Genomic DNA, 19,088 nt, shown 5'->3' on the forward strand with positions numbered 1-19,088 from the left:
TCAATTCAATTAGAGTGTCTTTGCAAAATCTGCGCCGTAGGCTTTGGCAGCGGCAATCTCTTCTTCAGAAGGTACAAACACAGCCCGGCAACCATCACCAAAGACATTAAATTTCATCGCCTTCAGATAAGTGGTCAGCATAGGCACAGCCTCACCACTCCATCCGTAGGAACCGAAGACCATACAAGGCTTCTTCTGGTTATTGATCATATCCAGATGGCTCAGCAGCTGCAGCACCGGCGGTACGGCAGCACGATTGAGGGTGGGAGAACCGATAGCAAAAGCATCACTGCCATTCAGTTGTGCAGCAAGCTCTCCCATCTCGTAATCGTTGATGTCATAGACAGGTACCTGCGCATCAGGCAGTACACTGAGAATTCCCTCTTTAATCGCATTGGCTAGGATTCCGGTATTTCCATAAGCAGTGCAATAAAATACCGGGATGGTTGTTGCCTCATTTTTCGCCGGACGGCTCCAGAGCTCATACATCTCTTTGACGTGCTGGATATTGCCGCCTTTGGTGAGAATAGGGCCATGGCTTGTACAGATAAATTCAGGATCAATGTCTTTAATTTTGTCCAGTCCTTTGCGCACATAGGAGCCAAAGGGGCCAAAAATTGCATCGTAGTAGCCCTTCAGTGCAATTTCATATGCTTTGGGATAGGCCACATTGACATCAAATCCATAGGGCTCACAGTAGTGGCAGCCGAAGAAATCACAGGAGAAAAGGACCTTATCCTCTTCACACCAGGTAAACATAGAGTCAGGCCAGTGGAGGAAGGGGGCAATCCTAAATTGAAGCTTTTTCCCGCCCAAATCCAGCGTATCGCCATCCTTGACCACCTGGACCTTTAATCCCGGACGATTGGTGATATTCTTCAGATAAAGAGCACCTGCCTGAGATGCGATGACGGTCAGGTTGGGATTGAGGTCAAATAATTTGGCCAATACGCCAGAGTGATCCGGCTCATTGTGATTCATAATCACATAGTCAATCTTGTTAATATCTGCAACTTCATTGATGTTATCCTGATAAGCTCTAAAATAGGTTTTATGGCAGGTCTCGACAAGTGCCGTTTTTTCACTGCCTTTGACAATATAGGAATTATATGTTGTCCCGTATTCTGTCTCCATGACAATATCAAAAATGCGCATATTGGGATTAAGTACACCAACAGAATAGATAGAATCGGTAATTTTGTAACTTGCCATTTTATTTCCCCACTTTCACAAAGAGCAAGGGGGCCAATGTGAGCCCCCTTACGCCGTTTGGTTATTCCTGTTCGAACATGTCCTTTCCGACACCGCAAAGAGGACAAACAAAATCATCGGGAACATCTTCCCATTTGGTGCCGGGAGCAATGCCAGCATCAGGAGCGCCCTCTGCTTCGTCGTAGACATAGCCACATACGGAGCAAACATATTTTGCCATACTTGAAATCTCCTTTCCAACATTCATGGATTGTGAAATTCTTAACTAAATTATACTGTTTTAGTATCGGTTTGTAAATAGGTTTTTCAAATTATTTGAGCATTTTTTTAAGATATCGACCAGTATAAGACCGTTCACATTGAACAACTTCCTCTGGTGTGCCGCAAACGACAACTTCACCGCCCTTGTCACCGCCTTCCGGGCCAAGGTCAATAATGTAATCCGCAGTCTTGATGACATCCAGATTATGCTCAATAACAACCACTGTATTACCGCTATCCACCAGCTTCTGTAGCACCTGAATAAGCTTGTTGACGTCATCAGCATGAAGGCCGGTAGTAGGCTCGTCCAAGATATAGATGGTGCGACCGGTAGGACGCCGAGAAAGCTCGGTAGCCAATTTTACCCGCTGTGCCTCTCCGCCGGAAAGCGTGGTGGCCGGCTGTCCGATCTTGACATAGCCAAGTCCCACATCATAAAGGGTCTGGAGCTTTCGGCTGATTTTCTGGTGATTGGCGAAAAATTGCAAGCCTTCTTCTACCGTCATCTCTAAAATGTCGTAGATGGTCTTCCCCTTATATTTTATCTCCAAGGTCTCACGGTTATACCGCTTGCCTTTACAAACTTCGCAGGGGACATAGATGTCAGGAAGGAAATGCATCTCAATCTTGATAATGCCGTCTCCTTCGCATGCCTCACATCTGCCGCCTTTCACATTAAAGGAGAAACGGCCAGAATTGTAACCACGCATTTTAGCCTCATTGGTCTGGGCAAACACCTCCCGGATATCGGTAAAGACGCCGGTGTAGGTTGCTGGGTTGGACCGCGGCGTCCGACCAATGGGGGATTGGTTGATATCGATCACCTTATCCAATTGCTCAATGCCAATCATATCCTCATGTTTTCCGGCTTTGGTCCGGGCGCCATTGAGCTCATGAGCCAGCTTTTTATAAAGGATCTCATTGACCAGTGAGCTTTTTCCCGAGCCGGACACCCCGGTAATAGCTGTGAATACACCCAACGGCAGTTTTACATCTATATTTTTCAGATTATTCTCTGCCGCCCCCTTGATTTCCAGATAGCGTCCGTCTCCTTTTCTGCGCTCTTTGGGAACTGGGATTTTCTTTTTCCCACTGAGATATTGCCCGGTAATAGAGGCATCACATTTCATCATATCCTCTACTGTTCCGGCAAAGACCACCTCACCACCATGCCGTCCCGCTCCTGGACCAATGTCTACAATGTAGTCAGCAGCCAACATCGTCTCGTCATCATGCTCTACTACAATCAAGGTATTTCCCAAATCCCGAAGCCGCTTCAGGGTTGCGATCAGCTTGTCGTTATCTCTTTGATGCAGTCCGATGCTTGGCTCGTCCAGAATATAGAGAACCCCTACCAGATAAGAGCCAATCTGGGTGGCAAGCCGAATCCGCTGGCTTTCACCACCGGAAAGGGTGCTGGCAGAACGGGACAGGGTCAGATACTCCAGCCCCACACTCTGCAAAAATCCCAGACGTTCTGTGATCTCTTTGAGGACACGATCTGCAATCATGTGCTCCCGCTCTGTCAAATTCAGATGTTCGATAAAGGATAACGCATCCACCACCGACATCTTACAAAAATCACTGATGTTGATGCCGCCTACCGTGACTGCAAGAACTTCTTTTTTTAGTCTATCCCCATGGCATTCCGGGCACTCGACACTGCTCATATAGGAGGAGATTTCCTCCCGCATCCATTCGCTGTTACTTTCTCGAAAACGCCGCTCCAGGTTGTTGACTATTCCCTCAAAATCTGTAAAGTAGGTGCTTTGAGAAAGTCCTTTTTCCCTTTGGAGTTTGATCTTCTCCCCTTTGGTGCCATAAAGCAGAATGTCCATGATTTTTTTGGGCAATTGCCGGACAGGGGTATCCAAAGAAAAATCATAGTGTTTGGCCAGGCCCTCATAATACATCTGGGCAATACCGCCATCGGAAAAATACCATCCACTGGCCTTAATCGCTCCCTGACGGATACTCAGCTTTTTATCCGGAATCACTAAATCTGGATCCACCTTTAAAAAGGTACCAAGTCCGGTACACTTTTCACATGCGCCAAAGGGATTATTGAAGGAAAACATCCGAGGAGAAAGCTCATCGATGCTAATGTTATGTTCTGGGCAGGAGTAATTTTGCGAAAACATGATCTCTTCGCCACCAATGACATCGATGACTGCCAATCCGCCTGTCAACCCCACCGCTGTTTCAATGGAATCAGCCAGCCGGGACCGGACACCCTCTTTGATAACCAGACGATCTACAATAATTTCAATGGTGTGCTTTTTGTTCTTTTCCAGACTGATCTCTTCCGAGAGATCATAAATGTTGCCGTCAACTCTTACACGGACATAGCCACTTTTTCTTGCGGCCTCAAATTCCTTTTGATGGGTACCTTTTCTTGCCCGTACCACCGGAGCCATTACCTGGATCCGGGTTCCCTCTGAAAACTCCAGGACCTTATCCACGATCTGATCCACGGTCTGCTGTTTGATTTCTCTCCCGCAAACCGGACAATGGGGAATTCCAATGCGGGCATAGAGAAGGCGGAGATAATCATAGATTTCTGTCACCGTGCCTACGGTGGAACGTGGGTTTTTCGAAGTTGTCTTTTGGTCGATGGAAATGGCTGGAGAGAGCCCTTCAATATAGTCTACATCTGGTTTTTCCATCTGGCCTAAAAATTGCCGCGCATAGGAGGAGAGACTCTCCACATAGCGCCGCTGGCCATCCGCATAGATGGTGTCAAAAGCAAGAGAGGACTTGCCAGAACCAGAAAGTCCCGTAAACACCACCAGCTTATCTCTGGGAATCTCCAAATCTATATTTTTGAGATTGTGTTCCCTTGCGCCTTTAATGATAATTTTATCCCTTGCCAAATTGTTACCTCCAGTATCTATGCCTGTTCCTTGAGTTTTTTTATTTTATCCCGTAGGTACGCTGCATGCTCAAACTCCAGAATTTTAGCGGCATTTCGCATCTCCACAGTATATTTTGCAATGAGAGCCTCCCGTTCTTTCCGGGAAAGCTTCTTGGTTTTCTTGTTTGTAGACTCCTCTTTCTTAGAAATCTCTAGAATCTCTCGAACATCTTTTTTAATAGTTTTCGGCACAATTCCATGTTCTTCATTATACCGCATCTGAATCTCTCGCCGGCGCTGGGTCTCATAAATGGCCCGCTCCATGGAGCCAGTCACGCTGTCGGCATACATGATGACCTCGCCTTCAGCATTTCGGGCAGCACGGCCAATGGTCTGAATCAGGGACGTCTCGCTGCGCAAAAATCCCTCCTTATCCGCATCCAGAATGGCTACCAGAGAAACCTCAGGGATATCCAATCCCTCACGGAGTAGGTTGATGCCCACCAGTACGTCAAACTCGCCCAAACGCAGGTCCCGAATAATCTCCATCCGCTCAATGGTATCAATGTCGTGGTGCATATACCGGACCCTGACCCCCATATTTTCCAGGTAAGAGGTCAGATCCTCCGCCATCTTTTTGGTCAAGGTGGTGACCAGCACCCGCTCTCCCTTGGGGGCACGCAGATTAATTTCGCTGAGCAGATCGTCAATCTGTCCTTCTACCGGTTTTACCGTCACCTTAGGATCCAAAAGGCCGGTTGGCCGGATCACCTGTTCTACAATCTGGGTGCTGTGTTCCCGTTCAAATTCGCCTGGCGTGGCGCTGACATAGACAATCTGGTTGAGCTTGTTGTAAAACTCGTCAAAATTCAGAGGACGGTTGTCCAGTGCTGAGGGAAGCCGGAACCCATATTCAATAAGGCTCTCTTTTCTCGCTCGATCCCCCGCATACATTCCTCTGACCTGTGGCAGTGTTACATGGGCTTCGTCCACAAATAGAAGAAAATCATTGGGGAAATAGTCCAGCAGCGTAAAAGGGCAGCTCCCCGGAGCGCGGCCTGACAAGACACGAGAATAGTTTTCAATCCCTTTACAAAAGCCAATTTCCTGCAGCATTTCGATGTCGTAGCAGGTTCTTTCCCGAATGCGCTGAGCCTCGATCAGCTTATCCTTGGACTTAAAGTAGGCGACTCTTTCCTCCATTTCCCTTTCGATATCCACAATAGCCGCTTTCATCTTATCCTGCGGAACAATGTAATGGGAAGCGGGATAAATGGCCACGTGAGAAACTACATTTTTTATCTGCCCTGTCAGTGGGTTAATCTGGCTGATACGGTCTATTTCGTCTCCGAAGAACTCTACCCGAATGGCGCTTTCTCCAGAATAAGCGGGAAAAATCTCCACTACATCTCCCCGCACCCGAAATTTATTCCGCACAAAATTGATGTCATTGCGTTCATACTGTATTTCTACTAGCTTTTTGAGCAGCTCATCCCTATCTTTTTGCATTCCTTGCCGCAGGGAAATGACCATATTGCGGTAATCAATAGGGTCTCCCAAGCTGTAGATGCAGGAAACAGATGCGACGATGACCACATCCCTGCGCTCCGACAACGACGAAGTCGCTGAATGGCGAAGTTTTTCAATCTCCTCGTTGATAGCACTGTCTTTTTCGATATAGGTGTCGGTCGAAGCAATATACGCTTCAGGCTGATAGTAATCGTAATAGGAGACGAAATATTCCACTGCATTTTCTGGGAAAAACTCCTTAAATTCAGAACAAAGCTGTGCTGCCAACGTTTTATTATGGGCAAGCACGAGCGTAGGACGGTTCATCTGCGCAATGATATTCGCCATGGTAAAGGTTTTTCCCGAACCGGTGACTCCCAGCAGGGTTTGTTCCTTATCCCCTCTTTTGATGCCCTCGACTAACTTGGCAATCGCTTCCGGCTGGTCTCCCGTGGGGCTATAAGGCGAAACCAGCTTAAATGGTTTGTCAATCTGTTCCATTTTTGCTCCTTTTACTTAGCATTGCTGCTACTTTCATTCTGAAAACAAACCTATATATCATTGGCTCTTATCTGTCGTGCCACACATCAAACATGAGAGGGCACTTAACGCTTTATTATAGCACATCTATGATAAAAATTGAAGTTTTTCACTTTCCCATTCTAATCATTCAAATTCTCTCTTTGGTGTAACGGGCGAAAAGGCCGGCGTCTTTTTGCCTGTCTCCTCGCCTGCTCGTTTATTTTGAATAGGTATCTAAAAATATATTTCCCGCTTTTGGCTATCCTCAGTCCAATTTTCTAATGGGGTGCCGGATCACAGTCTTTAGATTTTCCGGTTTGCATCTGCGCACATCGTTTAAATAAATTTCATGATGATGTCTGGTTGCAGAGATATCTATCTGGTACCCTTGCTCCCTTGCAAACTGTTCCATACATAGGATCGTATCCGCTTCGTTGTCATAGGGGCCGACATGCATGCACTGGACACAAAGCCCTTCTTCATAGGTCAAAAACTCCACCTTGGAAAAATCAACTTCTTTTTTCTTCCCCGCTTCTTGACATGCCCATGCGAATGCTTCCCTAGTCACAAATTCCGGCAATCGGATCAGGGAAATCCATCGAAAGTTTTCTTTCTGGCTATAGTCTATGGCCATATGATCATCCTGCCACCAGAAACCCTCCAAAGGGGGAACCACATAATCAAAATACCCCTCAATTTTATGGCTGCCCATCTTGCTCATCTTAATTGTGTACGCCACGCTGTAAAGCAATGCAATGGAATCTTTATAGACTCCTCCTTCTTCATTGGGATTGCCTTGGCCTCTCACTGCCAAAAAATTCATCTTTGGAATCTCCACAATCTGCGGCTTTTTCGGGGGGAGATAGAATTCCTTGTATTCCTTCTTATAATCAAAGGCCATCTGACTTTCTCCTTGTCTTTGGTTTCGATTCCGGAAGCGAATTCCATATCGTTCTCACAATTTGCGCGAGAAAATCACTATTATCAACGTCTTCTACTAAAAAATAGTCTTTCGCCCCCTCATAAGGCGGTGCTTTCGGAAGATGTGGGAATGCTCTCTCCCCTTCCGGCGTAATCTTGACAAAAAGCTGGTCATCACAGATAACACCTAAAAATTTCCCATCACAGTACCAGCCATATTCCCCAAACATCTGGCGGCAGGAAATTGTTCCTGCGCATCTGAGCTGCTCTGCCACATATTCCACAAACTCTTTGCTGGACGCCATGTGAGTCCCCCCCTTTTTCCTATGCTGACTTCTTTCGAGCATTAGCGGGTTTTATGCTCAGTATACCACACCATTCCTGACAATACTATGTCAGGTTTATACAAAAAGTCGTTGCGGAAAATTTTGAATTTATAGCCCGTTTAAATCAAAAAGCAGCTTCATCTGAAGCTGCTTTTTATCATGGCTATTTTCCAAAAAAAGATACCGCCTGCTTCATCCGCTCCACAATGGGAACAGCAAAGGGACATCGTTTCTCACAGGCTCCGCACTGAATGCAATCCCCTGCTGTTTTTGTTAGGCTCTTATAGTGCTCGGCTACGGTAGGGGACAGCTTTCCTTCCGCCAAAACCATATCCAGATATTTGTTCACCTGTGCGATATCAATATGGGAGGGGCAGGGCAGGCAATGATTGCAGTACATACAGTGTCCGTTGAGACTAAACTTAGGAGTACCGGCTAAAACAGCAGTGTAATTCTTTTCTTCCTCCGGCATGGTTTCATAGCGTAGGGCCTCTTCAACCTCTTCAGGGGTCTGCATTCCTACCAGAACACTTGCAACCGCCGGACGGGTCAACGCATAGTGGATACACTGAGGTACCGTCAGCGCTTTACCAAAAGGTGACCGGGTTTCGTCCAGAAGCACACCGGCAGCCAGGCTCTTCATTACCGTAATTCCTACACCCTTTTCCTCACAGGCCCGATAAAGCTCACTGCGGTCTTTGTTCATAGTATAGAAACTGTCTCCTGCAAATAAATCATTTTTCACCATGAGAGGACCATTTTCCCCATCGTCTTCTATGAGGTCATAAGCCGGATTCAGGCTAAACAGAAGTACATCAATGAGCCCCTCATCTACCGCTTTCTTGGCCACTTTGGGGTTGTGGCTGCTCAGACCAATGTGACGGATCACCCCTTTTTCTTTTAGAGAAAGAGCATACTGATAGATTTCACCCTCAAAAACCGCTTTGTAATCATCAAAATTGTCGATCATATGCAACATGCCAATGTCAATATAGTCTGTATTCAGCCGATGCAGCAGATCTTCAAAGAAAAACTTTACCTCGTCAATATTCAATGTCCGCGCATACTGGTTGTTCTTCCAAATAGCACGAAAATGTCCCTGGATGATGACCTGATCCCGTCTACCAGCAATCGCACGCCCGATATTGGTCCTGACATTGGGCTCCGACATAAAAATATCGATGATATTGACACCAGCGTCCAACGCTTTTTGAATAGATTTTACTACAATGGCAGCGTTTTTTCCCTCAAGATATTCTCCTCCATATCCTATTTCGGATACCTTGATTCCTGTATTCCCCAGCATGCGGTAATTCATAGCGCTTCTCCTCCCCAACTTGATAATTTCATTATAGCAAAAGGCCAGAGAGAGCACAAGGCGGCAAGCCATACAGTAGGCTCTATTTTCGATGAGTATAACCCACCTTATTTTATCGACAATTTTCTATCAATATTATATACTATACTTAGTTTCTATTCTAGCTGACGGAGGCGTTTGAGATGCAATTATCCATTGAAGATTGGATGAAAGACCTAACGGAAAAGTTAAAGCGGCAATTTGGTCAACGTCTCTTATTTGTGGGGCTACAGGGTAGCTATCAACGGGGAGAAGCTACAGCGGACAGCGATATTGATGTAGTCGTCCTGCTGGATACCCTGTCTTTCCAGGATCTTTCTCTTTACCGGGATATAATACAACATATGCCCCACTCCAAACTTGCTTGTGGCTTTATCAGTGGGAAAGCAGAAATCCAGCACTGGCCATCCTATGATCTCTTCCAATTTGTCCACGATACCCGAGCATATTACGGTTCTCTGGAAGAGATTGTGGGAGATGTAGATCAATACGCCGCTGATGCCCTTCGTGTCGGCGCCGCCAATCTCTATCATGCTGCATGCCACAGTTATCTCTTTGACCCTCTTCCCTCCGAAAGCCTCCCGGGGCTCTGTAAAGGTATCTTTTTTCTCTTGCAGGCTCACTATTTTCTTCTCTTTGGCCGGTATGTCTCTACCAAAGAGAAACTTTTCCCTTTGCTTGATGGCCTTGACCGGGAAATGCTCTCGTTGTGTATCCATCGTCATACACTGCCCTCACGGACCCAGGAAGAAATCGACCATGCATATGAGATGCTAATTCATTGGGGTTCCAAACAGATGCAAATATAACATGTAGTCTTTCATAGTTTATGAAGAGGAGGAAAATACGATGAAAGTCTTACTGCTTAACGGAAGTCCGCATGCCAAAGGATGTACCTTTACCGCACTCTCTGAAGTGGCAAAAGAGCTCGAAACACAGGGAATCCAAACGGAAATCCTACAGATCGGTACGCAGCCTGTCCGCGGATGTATTGGCTGCAGACGATGTCGGACTACCGGTCATTGTATCTTTGATGACGGCATTGTCAATTTGGTCATTGATAAAGCCGCAGAAGCTGACGGTTTTATTGTCGGTTCTCCCGTATATTATGCCTCTGCCAACGGCGCGCTCATTGCCCTACTCGACCGTATTTTTTATGCTGGCAGCAAAAACTTTGTTTACAAGCCAGCGGCAGCGGTTGTCAGCGCCCGGCGTGCGGGAACAACCGCCTCTTTTGATGAACTTAATAAATATTTTACCATCTCTCAGATGCCCGTAGTTTCCTCCCAGTACTGGAATATGGTGCATGGCAATACTCCTGACGAGGTACGGCAGGATCTGGAGGGTATGCAAATTATGCGTACCCTTGGCAGGAATATGGCTTGGCTTCTCCGGTGTATAGAGGCCGGTAAAAAAGCAAATGTGTCCCTCCCAGAGGCAGAACCCCGTGTCGCCACCAATTTTATCCGGTAATATTTCTAAAAAAGCGCTCTGTAGATATCTACAGAGCGCTTTTTTAGAATTTATATGCAACGAGCGAGGCCGTGGCATTTTGCCACGGCCTCCGCGTCTTCTTATCTCTTCTTCTTTCCTCCAATATGTAAAGCCGCTCCAGCAGACACAGCCATCAAAATCAGCGCTGCCATCAACTGGGTGCTGTCACCAGACTGCGGATTGGTCTTCTCGGGTACTGCGTCTGTACCGCTCTCTGTGTCGGAACCAGTCGGCCACTCCCAATCGCTGTCGCTGCCACCGGGAATCGATGGGTGATCGGGCAACGATGGCTGAGGCTCAACCTCAAGAGCTGGGATCTCCCACTCGATTACAATGTCTACCGGGGTCTCACCATCCAGAGATAAGGTAATCACTCCTGTAATGGAGCCTGGATTTCCGACTGTAGCATTCACCTTTACAAATTCCTCCGACCAAGCAGCTGAAATTTCATTGTTGGTAATGACTCCTTCTACAACTGCCATGATCTGCTCCGCTGTGGTATCGTTAGACGGAACTATCTGTGCCAAGGCTTCTTCTGCTGCTGCTTTTGCCTCAGCCAATGTCTGCGGCTGCACAGGAAGCTTTGCAATCTCTTTGTCTATGGTAATGTCTACCGAATCGTTGCCAAGATACAGAGTAATGACGCCATCAATTTGTCCTGCGGCCTCCTCTGTAGCCTGCTGCATTGTAAATTCCTTTGTCCACTGGGCAGTGATCGCCTCATTTTCTATAGCAGCTGCTACTACCGCCATAATGTCTTCAGCGGTGGTATTGTTGCTGACAGTCATCTGAGCCAGTGCCGCTTCCACAGCGGCTTTTGCCTCATCCAAGGTTTGTACTGCTTCCACAAAGGTTACTGTATAGGTCTTGGTAGTGCGGCCGTCGCCGGAAGTTACCGTAATGTCCACAGAACCCGGCAGGGTATCTACAGGATCACCAATGGTAACCGATGCATCTTGATGAGAGGCCTGTGCTGTCAATTCGGGAATTTCGTCTTCTGCCGGCACCTGTACCTCATAGGTCAGCGTATCCGGATCGAAGTCGGCGATGGGATTGCCATCCAGAGAAATCGATGCCAAATCTGCGCTGGCGTAACCGCGGATATATTTTGCAAATTCTTCTGCAATGATGGCATAAGCTCCGTCATTGGGATGCAGACCATCGGGGAACCAATCCGGATGCCCGGTGGTAAAGGCGTTCATATCAATGACCTGCAGATCCTGTTCCTCTGCAATTTCCTTGAGAGCCGGAATAATGTAATTTTCTAGGTTCTCCTGCCTACCCTCTGTCTGATAGCTGCGCATAGGAAGAACCATAAAAATCTTTGGATTGCTCTCAAGAGCCTTATATTCTTCAATCAGCGTTGTGTAGTCTTGTTTAAACAGCGCAGTTGACTCCGCAGGATTGCTGGGATTCCAGACATAATCATTCAGAGCGTCATTGGTGCCGATCATGATGATAGCGATATCCGGAGCAAAGTCTTTACCTTCCTGATAACGAGTGGTGGTCCAATAAGGATAGCCTTTTCCCTTGGTCACATTGGAGCCGCTAACGCCCGCATTTTTCACCTGATAGCCATCGCCCAAAATCTTCTGGAGCTGTGCTGGATAGGAATAGAGGTTTTCGTTGGAAGATCCTACACCCTGAGTGATAGAGTCTCCTACACAGGTGATACGCAGCGGACGTGTCAATTCCTCTATCCGCTCAACTGCTTCGTTCAGGCGGTCTACTCCCTCTACCAGCATCTTTTGAAGAGGTGTCAGGTTATCATAATCCTCTTTCAGCTGATCAACCGTAGCCTTATCCTCTGCAGTCAGGCTTTCAGGAAGATCGGCGATTCGATCCGAAATCCCAGACGCTGCATTTCTATCCGCATCGGTAATTTCCTCTTCCTTATATACGGTAACTGTATAGGGCCGTTCGTCTCCGTTGGCTGCCTTTACAGTGTAAACTACAGGGCTGGAGAAATCCTGAACACTGCCCGAAGACTTATCCACCGTTGCGGTATCCGGAATGGTAAATGTAGGCGCTAATTGGGTGACATCGGTTCCTGCCGGAACAATATAATAAAGCTGGTCTCCCTCCACCAGGGTTGCGGAATGAGGCTCCAGAGTAAAGTTTGTCATCTCATTTGCGGAGGAGCCGATCCGCAGATATACATTTTGGAAATTGGCGACGGCATTAAAGGCCATGACGCCAACTCGGCCTGATGTATAATAATTATCAGTATTGACATCAGGAATATCGTCAAAAATCAGATGATCATCAAAGTACATGGTGGCCTTGTTGTCTTGCACATCAAGACGCATGTGATAGGTCTTACCCTGTTCTGGGTACAGTCCCACTTCCTCAAAAGTCTTAATCGAAATGGTGGACATTTCATATCCAGGGAAGCGGAAAAACTTAAAGCATTGGGAAACGAGATCACAGTTCACGACATAACTGCCGTCAGTAGCAACATTCGCGCCCTGCGCACGGAATACCAATCCCAAAGCTGTACCGCTTTCGATCGTCACATCTGCTTCCAGAGTAAAGTCGCCGTCCACCGACTGTGCCGCTGTAGAAAAGCCATCTCCATTGAGGCTGGTACCCTGATAACCAGTATCTACCTCCTGCCAAGTGCTGTTGGCATTTTCCCATCCAGAGAGATTGGTGTTGAAGGTTTTCGGGGTTGTATCGGTAAACTGAATATTGGAAAAGGTCGCTTCTGTCGCAAAGCTGGTAAAGCCGACATATCCCCCCACATAGCGTGGATAACTTTTCGTAGTTACGGGATTTTCCATGTCGTTAACATAAAACTCCAAATTCCCATTGACATCTGCAACCAGCTTCAGATGATTGGTCCCCTTTAAGGTATAATCGGGATCGGAGATGGGAAGATCAATGAGTAAACCTTCCGGATCAGTGTAGTCGGCCAGATTAAAGGCCCACAGACCCTCTTCCCTGATCTTCATGCAGCACCACTGATTGCCAGGGTTGTCCCTGTTTTTCACCCCAAACAATAAGCCGGCTTCGGCATTTGTAGTAGATTCAGACACAGTCATATCTGCTTCAAAAACAAACGCTTTTGCATATGTATCGGATACTACTACATTGTCTGCCGAACCAGGATTTCCTAGGGTAATCGTCCCATCACCTTCAGTGAATATACCTCCCTTAAAATTTGAAAGGCCATTCCCTGTGGAAGTAGAAAGATCTTCAAAAAGAATATCTGTGAATTTTGCCGCTGTATTAAACGCCATCAGTCCTACATTTCCACCTTTAAAGTTCGCATATTGGGTGGAAATAACCGGAGTAACCATATCGTTGACATAAACGCAAAAATTCTTATATCGGTCCACCGTCAACTTAATATGGACACTCGAAGGATTTACACCGCCAGGTACGGCTTTTGTAATATCAAGATTCTGCGCATCCTGTTCAAAAAACAGACGGACTTCCTGATCATTAATATGCACGCCACCCCAATATTGAGACGGGTTTGTTTTATCCCCAACGCCAAAAAGTAGGCCTGCGCCCTGTACACTTTCCTCTTGATAAGACATAACTGCCTCATAAGAAAAGGCTGTAGAAGACGCACTGGAAACTACAAAATTATTTGTAAAACCAGGGTTGTTAACTATCACAGCATTACCGTCCAAGGTGTAGTTCCCCGTCCAGCCTTCTGGGGCTTCAGAAGCGGCACTTGCCGACAACACCCCTCCCGGTAGAATGCTGGTCAAAGAAAACAGCACCGCAAAAAACAGTGTCAATACCCTGTATGTTTTGCGGTGCTGCCCTCTTTGCGTTCTTCTTCTCAACATATTTCTTCCCCTCATTCCTTTTCAAAAACGATCACTTTAAAAAAACGATTTTTCTGTATTATATCACTCATTTACTTTTTATACAAATTCCCTTATCCATATTAACTTGTATGGATAACCCGCTCTTTCTGCATAAAGATGTCCTGTTAATTTGCGAGTTTTATATGTTTTTATTTCCTTAAAAAGTAAAATTTGCTCTATTTTTCTATGTTTTTTCTTTTTCTTTCTTTGCTAATTTTTAATTATAATTTTTTATCAACTTTGTCCTTCAAAATGTCAGTACAAGTTTTATCACGATCTTTCCAAATTTCTCAAAGTAAATTCTCCAATTTTGCCAGAAGAAAAAATAAAAAATTTGAATCGTTACTTTTAAAAAAGTTAACCATCTATTATCTTTTTTTCTATAAGTCTACTTTTATTCTATTGATTTTACCAGCAGTCGCCGCCTATAATGAAGCAAAGAGAGGTGAGCATGTTGAAAGAACTTTCCATCGGAAAAATCATCTATGCTAAGCGCAAGGAGCTAGGACTCACTCAGGAAGAATTGGCAGAATATTTGGGAATATCAAAACCGGCGGTGTCCAAGTGGGAATCCGGGCAAAGCTACCCAGATATAACGCTTCTGCCTGTCATAGCTTCTTACTTTAATATAAGCGTTGATTGTCTTTTGGGATATGAACCCCAATTGGACCAAGAAAAAATACGAAATCATTACCTTCATTTGTGTCAATTAGCAAACCAGGGTCATTTTGATAAGGCACTCGCAGAATGTAGGGAATATTGTAAAAAATATTCCTCTTGTTGGGAATTGCTTCTTCTTATGGGGCAATGGATCATTAACTACCACCAACTTGCCTCATCCCCCTCTCAACCTCATGAACTCCTTCAAGAGGCACTTGGTTTGTTCCAGCGCATCGAGAAGCACGGAAGCGATCACCATTTGGCTAGCCAAGCACTAGAAATGCAGGCCTACTGCTATCTCACCCTCGGAGAACCTGATAGTACCATTCGTCTTCTGGAAAACAGAAAGGAAATCAATATTTCACCGCAACTTCTTCTTTCCCAGGCCTACAAAATGAAGGGGAATAACGCCAAAGCCAAGGAAGTGCTCCAAGTCTCTCTTTATTATGGGGTAGTGCTGTTATTTAATATTCTCCCCAATATGTCCATACTTTATATCGATGAGCCGACAAAGGTGGAACAATGCCGCCGAATTGGTCAAATGGCATCCGATGCCTTTGATTTGATCCATTTGCATCCTATCCTCCTACTTTCCTTTCTTCTTCCCCTTTCTATATCCTATGCCAAGCAGGCAAACTGGGAAAAATGTTTGGATATTCTGGAGGAATATACCGATATAGCTCTCTCTCCCCAAACTTTTCCTCTTCATCTCAAAGGTAACGATTTTTTCGATCAACTAGACGGATATTTCTCCTCTCTAAGTTTAGGTGACGCACTACCTCGTGATGAAATCTCAATTCGTCAAAGCCTTGCTAGTAGTCTAGAAGTGGTTCCCGAGTTTTCCGTTTTACGAGATCACCCCCGCTTTCTGGCTATGCAAGAGCGTCTTTCACGGTTGAAAAGCGCACAGAAACAGTAACGATTACCGCTCAGTTGAAAGGAGTAAACTATGGAAAATCTTATAACTTATCTTCCCCTTCTTATCCCTGTGATCGTCTTAGAGTTGATTCTTATGATTACTGCTCTAATCCATTTACTCAGACATCCCAACTATCGCTGTGGAAACCGGGTAATCTGGATTTTGGTTGTACTATTTCTCCAAATTCTTGGTCCTATCCTGTATTTTGTCATCGGAAGGGAGGACTCATAATGGACATTCTCACCCTCTCTCATGTATATAAGCAGTTTGGCAACACAAAGGTCATCAAAGATCTCAGTTTTTCTGTATCAGAGCACCATGTTTTTGGCTTTATTGGAAAAAATGGCGCGGGAAAAACCACTACCATGAAGATGATTTTAGGCTTTCTTAAAATGGATAGCGGTGAGATATGCGTCTGCGGAGAAAGGGTAACGGCAGGCAGTCCAAAAGCCAACCGTTACATCGGCTATCTTCCCGATGTTCCTCACTTCTATCCATATATGACTCCCAAAGAATATCTCGGTCTCTGTGGAAAAATTTCCGGACTGACAGGAGATCAAATTGATCGACGTTCCAGAGAACTGCTTCACCTTGTCGGACTAGATGGTATCAGCCGTCGTATTCGAGGATTTTCCCGGGGAATGAATCAACGTCTTGGCATTGCACAGGCTCTATTGGGAGAGCCCAGGCTGTTAATCTGTGACGAGCCTACCTCTGCCCTGGATCCCATCGGCCGCAAGGAAATTCTGGACATTCTGTCGATCGCTAAGGAAAAAACCACTATTTTGTTTTCCACCCATATTCTTTCCGATGTGGAAAGAATATGTGATACTATTGGCGTTCTCGATAACGGCCACCTGGTCTTGGAGGGAAAGCTGGAAGAAATCAAGAATTCCTATCGACAAGATCGGGTCCTCATCTCCCTGGCTGATTCCTCCCAAAACGATCTGCTGATCCAGAGGCTATCCGCACTTTCTGGAATAAAAGGCTGCACAAAACAAGAGCGGGATGTAATAGTCCGCTTCACCGGTGCAGAAGAATCAAAACAGGCAATTCTTAGGTTGCTCCTGGAAGAAGGGTTCTCCCTGATCAAATTTGAACTTCTAGAGCCTTCTTTAGAAAATCTCTTTCTGGAGGTGGTCAAATGAGTGGTTATCTTGCTTTTATGGGGAAAGAATTTAAAGAGCAAATCCGGACTTTTAAGGCGCTGATTCTCTTTATTGTCCTGCTACTTTTCGGGTTAGTGAGTCCCGCCTTAGCAAAAATCATGCCAGAACTCCTGAAATTAATCCCTATGGATGGTCTCGAACTCACCATCAATATTCCCTCCCCCACCTGGATGGATGCCTATGCCCAGTTTTTTAAAAACATAACGCAAATTGGCATTATTGTCCTGCTAATTCTTCTCAATGGCTCTATATCCCAAGAAATGCAGCGGGGAACTCTGATCAATATGTTGTCCAAAGGTCTTGCTCGGCCCACGGTCATTCTCGCCAAATTCACTGCCTCCGGCCTTTTATGGAGTTTCTGCTATGTTTTGTCTGCAGTAGGGACATGGATTTATACCCTCATTCTCTTTGGGAAACATGCGCCGTCTCACCTTTTCTTTTCGTTTTTTTGCCTTTGGCTTTTAGGAATCTTTATCATAGCTTTGCTTCTATTTTGCAGCACCCTCATTGGAGGCGGATATGGCGGTATTCTTCTCACTGCTGGTATCCTAGGTTTTTTGCTCTTGATTGGCATCTTTCCTCAGGCAGCGCCCTACAATCCTATTACTTTGGGTTCCGGCAACATCTCCCTGCTCTCGGGCATTGGAGTTGACGAAATGATAAGCGCTTGTGTTGTCACTTTGCTTCTCACAGTGCTGTGTATTGTTGGCGCTATCGTAAATTTTTCAAAAAAACAGTTATAAAAATATCATTCTTCCTCAATGATTCCCTGATAAAAAACGTAAAATTTTTGTCTTTTAGGGAAATAATAAAAACGAGGTGATGATATGCCGCAGGAAAGTGCCTATTTTATTATTGAAAACGTAGACGACAAGCATGATCTTAAGGATGTGAAACGAGGTCTCGACCAGATGCACGGCGTCCATTCTGTCAGTGTCAGCCTCGATTCTCATCTTGTTGCCATCGACTATGACAGCAGCGGTGTTTCTTACGATCTCATAGAAAACCGCCTGAATAAAATGGGATATCAAATTGCTGCCGACGCCAGCGATATTCATACCCGTTAGCATAGCCTCAACCTCAGCCGTCCAGTACTGGACGGCTTTCCTTTTCGCCGTATTTATCCAAAAACTGTTGACTTTTGCTAAATGGCGCATTATAATATAGGACAATATGATAATGCGTTGATGAGGAAGAGTACATATTTGCTTAAAGCCCAGAGAGAAGATGGTTGCTGTAAATCTTCGTGAGAGCAATATGGAATGTCGCCTTTGAGCACTGGACTGAAAGGAATATTTTCTCGGTAGGCTTCAGCGGTGATCCCCCGTTATAAGGAAAGCATGTCGGCGTCTGCCTGCATGTAATGAGTGCAGAATTTTTTCTGAATTTAGGTGGTACCACGGATATATAATCCGCCCTAAGCAATTAGGGCGGATTTTTTATTTTATATCATTCATTTTTTCAACAGAAAGGATGCGTTGAAGATGGAAGAAAAACTCCATGAGCTGGCGGCCCGTTTGCGGGAGCTACGGGAAGTATGTGACTATACACCGGAGCAACTGGCCAAAGAATTGGGGATTGACGTCAACACATATTTAGGCTATGAAAAGGATGGCTATAACATCCCGATCAACATTATCTTTCAGATTGCCAACAAATTCGGTGTAGATTTTAATGAACTTCTCTCCGGTGAATCCGGAAAATTGACCACATATCACGTTGTTCGGGCCGGTAAGGGTATCACAGCTGACCGATATCCCGGTTATCATTTTAAAGATCTTGCCTATCGCTATGCCCGCAAGGTGATGCAGCCTCTGCTGGTTACTCTGGACCCCTCTCAGGCTCCTGCAGATCTGGTCACCCACAGCGGTCAGGAATTCAACATGGTACTAGAAGGCAGCGTCAAACTCACCTTCGACAATCAGGAAATCATTTTAAATGCTGGTGATACCGTCTACTTTAATCCCCAATATCCTCATGGGCAGTCCTGTGCAGGTAATGAGCCTGCCACCTTCCTAACGGTGATTGCGGAATAAGCAGGCAAAATTACAAGGAGATGA

At 45.6% G+C, this 19,088-nt stretch carries 16 protein-coding genes and 1 other annotated feature; of the genes, 8 read left to right on the plus strand and 8 right to left on the minus strand.

Annotated elements, in window-relative coordinates; all coding sequences use genetic code 11:
* Positions 1-9: 9 nt before the first annotated feature.
* From WGC32_RS04075 to WGC32_RS04105, 7 genes are all read right to left on the minus strand, one after another.
* Positions 10-1,212 carry an oxygen-binding di-iron domain-containing protein gene (locus tag WGC32_RS04075; protein ID WP_191510087.1) on the minus strand — a complete coding sequence of 401 codons (1,203 nt, stop codon included), beginning with the start codon at positions 1,210-1,212 and terminating at the stop codon, positions 10-12.
* A 61-nt stretch (positions 1,213-1,273) separates the two neighbouring features.
* Positions 1,274-1,432: a rubredoxin gene (rd, locus tag WGC32_RS04080; protein ID WP_191482212.1), complete on the minus strand. Its 159-nt coding sequence runs from the start codon at positions 1,430-1,432 to the stop codon at positions 1,274-1,276.
* Positions 1,433-1,523: 91 nt separating this feature from the next.
* Positions 1,524-4,346 carry an excinuclease ABC subunit UvrA gene (gene uvrA, locus WGC32_RS04085; RefSeq protein ID WP_342680766.1) on the minus strand — a complete coding sequence of 941 codons (2,823 nt, stop codon included), beginning with the start codon at positions 4,344-4,346 and terminating at the stop codon, positions 1,524-1,526.
* A 17-nt stretch (positions 4,347-4,363) separates the two neighbouring features.
* Positions 4,364-6,337 (minus strand): excinuclease ABC subunit UvrB, encoded by a 1,974-nt coding sequence (gene uvrB / locus WGC32_RS04090; RefSeq protein WP_342680767.1) that lies wholly within the window; start codon positions 6,335-6,337, stop codon positions 4,364-4,366.
* 286 nt (positions 6,338-6,623) lie between these two features.
* Complete coding sequence (locus WGC32_RS04095; protein ID WP_342680768.1) at positions 6,624-7,259, minus strand: GyrI-like domain-containing protein; 636 nt, start codon at positions 7,257-7,259, stop codon at positions 6,624-6,626.
* Entirely contained in the window at positions 7,249-7,584 is a 336-nt protein-coding gene (locus WGC32_RS04100; protein ID WP_342680769.1) for a TfoX/Sxy family protein, read from the minus strand. Before WGC32_RS04100 ends, WGC32_RS04095 begins: the two co-directional genes overlap by 11 nt.
* A 184-nt stretch (positions 7,585-7,768) precedes the next feature.
* Positions 7,769-8,923, minus strand: a complete 1,155-nt coding sequence (locus WGC32_RS04105; protein ID WP_342680770.1) for an aldo/keto reductase — start codon at positions 8,921-8,923, stop codon at positions 7,769-7,771.
* 182 nt (positions 8,924-9,105) lie between these two features.
* On the opposite strand from WGC32_RS04105, the gene WGC32_RS04110 reads away from it, so the two are divergent.
* Positions 9,106-9,771 carry a nucleotidyltransferase domain-containing protein gene (locus tag WGC32_RS04110; RefSeq protein ID WP_342680771.1) on the plus strand — a complete coding sequence of 222 codons (666 nt, stop codon included), beginning with the start codon at positions 9,106-9,108 and terminating at the stop codon, positions 9,769-9,771.
* Positions 9,772-9,811: 40 nt separating this feature from the next.
* Entirely contained in the window at positions 9,812-10,435 is a 624-nt protein-coding gene (locus WGC32_RS04115) for a flavodoxin family protein (RefSeq protein ID WP_342680772.1), read from the plus strand.
* Between the two features lie 101 nt (positions 10,436-10,536).
* Here the strand turns inward: WGC32_RS04115 and WGC32_RS04120 are convergent, their stop codons facing one another.
* Positions 10,537-14,259, minus strand: coding sequence for a GDSL-type esterase/lipase family protein (locus WGC32_RS04120; protein ID WP_342680773.1), 3,723 nt, complete (start codon positions 14,257-14,259; stop codon positions 10,537-10,539).
* A 472-nt stretch (positions 14,260-14,731) separates the two neighbouring features.
* On the opposite strand from WGC32_RS04120, the gene WGC32_RS04125 reads away from it, so the two are divergent.
* From WGC32_RS04125 to WGC32_RS04150, 6 genes are all read left to right on the plus strand, one after another.
* Positions 14,732-15,859 (plus strand): helix-turn-helix domain-containing protein, encoded by a 1,128-nt coding sequence (locus WGC32_RS04125; RefSeq protein ID WP_342680774.1) that lies wholly within the window; start codon positions 14,732-14,734, stop codon positions 15,857-15,859.
* A 30-nt stretch (positions 15,860-15,889) separates the two neighbouring features.
* On the plus strand, positions 15,890-16,090 hold the full coding sequence (locus WGC32_RS04130; protein ID WP_191510630.1) for a PLDc N-terminal domain-containing protein: 201 nt from the start codon (positions 15,890-15,892) through the stop codon (positions 16,088-16,090).
* Positions 16,090-17,007: an ATP-binding cassette domain-containing protein gene (locus tag WGC32_RS04135; protein WP_191482202.1), complete on the plus strand. Its 918-nt coding sequence runs from the start codon at positions 16,090-16,092 to the stop codon at positions 17,005-17,007. The genes WGC32_RS04130 and WGC32_RS04135 overlap by 1 nt, the downstream gene beginning before the upstream one ends.
* Positions 17,004-17,771: an ABC transporter permease subunit gene (locus WGC32_RS04140; protein WP_342680775.1), complete on the plus strand. Its 768-nt coding sequence runs from the start codon at positions 17,004-17,006 to the stop codon at positions 17,769-17,771. Before WGC32_RS04135 ends, WGC32_RS04140 begins: the two co-directional genes overlap by 4 nt.
* A gap of 84 nt (positions 17,772-17,855) precedes the next feature.
* Complete coding sequence (locus WGC32_RS04145) at positions 17,856-18,095, plus strand: cation transporter (RefSeq protein WP_191510654.1); 240 nt, start codon at positions 17,856-17,858, stop codon at positions 18,093-18,095.
* 108 nt (positions 18,096-18,203) lie between these two features.
* Positions 18,204-18,451: a binding site (T-box leader), on the plus strand.
* Positions 18,452-18,512: 61 nt separating this feature from the next.
* Positions 18,513-19,064, plus strand: a complete 552-nt coding sequence (locus WGC32_RS04150; RefSeq protein WP_191482199.1) for a cupin domain-containing protein — start codon at positions 18,513-18,515, stop codon at positions 19,062-19,064.
* Positions 19,065-19,088 lie beyond the last annotated feature (24 nt).

Origin of the sequence: Zongyangia acetica, from assembly GCF_038739695.1 — a bacterium.
Taxonomy (GTDB): Bacteria; Bacillota; Clostridia; order Oscillospirales; family Ruminococcaceae; genus Zongyangia; species Zongyangia gallinarum.

Coding starts and splice junctions, on each gene's coding strand:
- WGC32_RS04075 (WP_191510087.1), bottom strand. CDS start 1,212: ATGGCAAGTTACAAAATTACCGATTCTATCTATTCTGTTGGTGTACTT.
- rd (WP_191482212.1), bottom strand. CDS start 1,432: ATGGCAAAATATGTTTGCTCCGTATGTGGCTATGTCTACGACGAAGCA.
- uvrB (WP_342680767.1), bottom strand. CDS start 6,337: ATGGAACAGATTGACAAACCATTTAAGCTGGTTTCGCCTTATAGCCCC.
- WGC32_RS04095 (WP_342680768.1), bottom strand. CDS start 7,259: ATGGCCTTTGATTATAAGAAGGAATACAAGGAATTCTATCTCCCCCCG.
- WGC32_RS04100 (WP_342680769.1), bottom strand. CDS start 7,584: ATGGCGTCCAGCAAAGAGTTTGTGGAATATGTGGCAGAGCAGCTCAGA.
- WGC32_RS04105 (WP_342680770.1), bottom strand. CDS start 8,923: ATGAATTACCGCATGCTGGGGAATACAGGAATCAAGGTATCCGAAATA.
- WGC32_RS04110 (WP_342680771.1), top strand. CDS start 9,106: ATGCAATTATCCATTGAAGATTGGATGAAAGACCTAACGGAAAAGTTA.
- WGC32_RS04115 (WP_342680772.1), top strand. CDS start 9,812: ATGAAAGTCTTACTGCTTAACGGAAGTCCGCATGCCAAAGGATGTACC.
- WGC32_RS04120 (WP_342680773.1), bottom strand. CDS start 14,259: ATGTTGAGAAGAAGAACGCAAAGAGGGCAGCACCGCAAAACATACAGG.
- WGC32_RS04125 (WP_342680774.1), top strand. CDS start 14,732: ATGTTGAAAGAACTTTCCATCGGAAAAATCATCTATGCTAAGCGCAAG.
- WGC32_RS04130 (WP_191510630.1), top strand. CDS start 15,890: ATGGAAAATCTTATAACTTATCTTCCCCTTCTTATCCCTGTGATCGTC.
- WGC32_RS04135 (WP_191482202.1), top strand. CDS start 16,090: ATGGACATTCTCACCCTCTCTCATGTATATAAGCAGTTTGGCAACACA.
- WGC32_RS04140 (WP_342680775.1), top strand. CDS start 17,004: ATGAGTGGTTATCTTGCTTTTATGGGGAAAGAATTTAAAGAGCAAATC.
- WGC32_RS04145 (WP_191510654.1), top strand. CDS start 17,856: ATGCCGCAGGAAAGTGCCTATTTTATTATTGAAAACGTAGACGACAAG.
- WGC32_RS04150 (WP_191482199.1), top strand. CDS start 18,513: ATGGAAGAAAAACTCCATGAGCTGGCGGCCCGTTTGCGGGAGCTACGG.